Genomic DNA, 2489 nt, shown 5'->3' with positions numbered 1-2489 from the left:
CTGGACAAGGATGCCTCTACCGGCAGGAGTCAGACGGGCATTACGGTGGACCATGAAGACCTCTTAGTCGCTAGGTGTGTGTGGTAACCACCAACCTAAGAGGTCTTCACCCTTTCACCGTGTAACCAACGTCTTGGCTGAGTACATCTAGGCCCGGCTTCCGGGCCGCCAGCCTCTGGCGGGCCCGGCGTTGAGAACGCCGGCCCGCCAGGGCACGCTGGGCACGCTACGCGTTGACGATCAGGCCGAGCTCCGCCTTGGACGCCAGCGCCTCATGCTTGGGCAGCACGCGCACGGTGTAACCGAAGGACCCGGAACGGTCGATCACCAGCGTGCCGCTGAAGAGGTGCCGGCCCCGGCCGAGGTCCTCGGCGGCCTTGAGCTCCGCGACCGTGATGTCCGCCAGTTCGTCGGATTCTTCGGCCCGGCCGTAGGCCACCTCGACGTAGACATCGTCCGGTGAGAGCTCGCTGAGGGACACATAGGCGTTGACCTGGAGGAGATCGCCGATCTGCGGGTCCTCGGAGACCCCCACAGAGTCGACGTGTTCCACCTGGATGTGGGGCCACGCGGCCCGGATCTTGGAGGTMCACCCGGCCAGGGCCTTGGCCTGGGCGTAGTTCTCCGCCACGGCGTGGCGTCCCGCGATCGCGGCCGGGCGGTACAGCACGTTGACGTAGTCCTTGAGCATCCGCTCCGCGGAGACCGCCGGGCCAAGGTGGGACATCGTGTGCTTGATCATGGACACCCAGTGGGTGGGCACCTTCTGCGGGCCGGACTCCKAGGGCCCGGCAGCGCCGGCTCCGTCGGAGACGGTCAGCCCGTAGAACCGCGGCGCCACCTGGGTTTCGAGCAGTTCGTAGAGTGCCGCTGCCTCGATGTCGTCACGTTCTTCCGGCGAGGCGTCATTGTTGGCGGTCGGAATCGCCCAGCCGTTMTMGCCGTCGTACATCTCGTCCCACCAGCCGTCCATGACCGAGAGGTTCAGTGAACCGTTCAGGGCCGCCTTCATGCCGGAGGTTCCGCAGGCTTCCAGCGGGCGCAGCGGGTTGTTCAGCCACACGTCGCAGCCCGGGAACAGGGTCCGCGCCATGGCGATGTCGTAGTTCGGAAGGAACGCGATCCGGTGCCGCACGGCGGGGTMGTCGGTGAACCGGACCAGGTCCTGGATCATCTTCTTGCCCGCGTCATCGGCCGGGTGCGACTTCCCTGCGATCACCAGCTGGATGGGATGCGTCTTGTGCAGCAGGAGAGCCTTGAGCCGTTCGGGATCCCGCAGCATGAGGGTCAGCCGCTTGTACGTGGGCACGCGGCGGGCAAAACCGATGGTCAGGATGTCCGGATCCAGGACGGAGTCCGTMCATGCCAGCTCGGCGTCGGCCGCGCCGCGCTTCTTCCAGGCGGCCCGGAGMCGGCGCCGGACGTCCTCGACCAGCGACACCCTCATTTCGCGCCGCAACGCCCACAGGTCCTCGTCGGTGACGTTGTAGGCCAGGTCCCAGGGGCCCTGCGCCTCAGCATCGGCGCCGAACTTTTCCCGCGCCAGCGCCGAGATGCGGGAGTCCACCCAGGTGGGGACATGCACGCCGTTGGTGACGGAGGTGATGGGCACTTCGGAGTGGTCAAAGCCCGGCCAGAGGGCGGAGAACATTCCACGGGAGACCACGCCGTGCAGTTTGGCCACACCGTTGGCCCGCTGGGCAAGCCGCAGGCCCATGACGGCCATGTTGAACACGAACGGGTTGCCGTCGGTGAAGTCCTCGCGGCCAAGATCCAGGATCTTTGCCACCGGGACGTCCGGTGCGAGACCGGCTTCGAAGAAGTGCTGGATCTGGGAGATTTCGAAGCGGTCGATCCCGGCCGGGACCGGCGTGTGGGTGGTGAACACGGTGGACGCCCGACCTGCGGCCAGGGCCTCTTCCCAGCTCAGCGGGGCCGGGCCKGACATCAACTCCTGGATCCGCTCGACGCCCAGGAACCCGGCGTGACCTTCGTTGGTGTGGAAGACCTCCGGGGCCGGGACCCCGGTGAGGCGCTGGAACTCGCGCAGTGCCTTGACCCCGCCCATGCCCAGCAGGAGCTCCTGCTGCAGCCGGTGGTCGCCGCCGCCGCCGTACAGACGGTCGGTAATGCCGCGGGCGGCTTCGTCATTGCCCGGAACGTTGGAGTCCAGCAGCAGCAGCGGAACACGCCCGACGTCGGCCCGCCACACGTGCGCCAGCAGGCGCCGGCCGTTGGGGAGGGGAAGGGAGATCTGCACGGGTTTGCCGTTGCCGTCCGGCGACGCCTCCCGCAGGAGCGTCAGGGGCAGCCCGTCCGGGTCCAGGACCGGGTACGTTTCCTGCTGCCACGCGTCGCGGGACAGGGACTGCTTGAAGTAGCCGGCCTGGTACAGGAGGCCGACGCCGATCAGCGGCACGCCGAGGTCCGACGCMGCCTTCAGGTGGTCTCCGGCCAGGATGCCCAGACCGCCCGAGTACTGGGGGGGG

At 67.8% G+C, this 2489-nt stretch carries 1 protein-coding gene; it reads right to left on the bottom strand.

Annotation, left to right across the window (positions count from 1 at the left end; translation table 11 throughout):
* Positions 1-226: 226 nt before the first annotated feature.
* Positions 227-2489 (bottom strand): alpha-glucan family phosphorylase (glgP, locus tag AC1DBQ_RS22915; protein WP_476930694.1); only part of this gene is annotated, 2263 nt, incomplete at its 5' end.

This window comes from Arthrobacter sp. 10T413_2 (assembly GCF_056394205.1).
The sequence above is the reverse complement of the archived record's forward strand: the minus strand, read 5'-3'. Positions and strand labels throughout refer to the sequence as shown.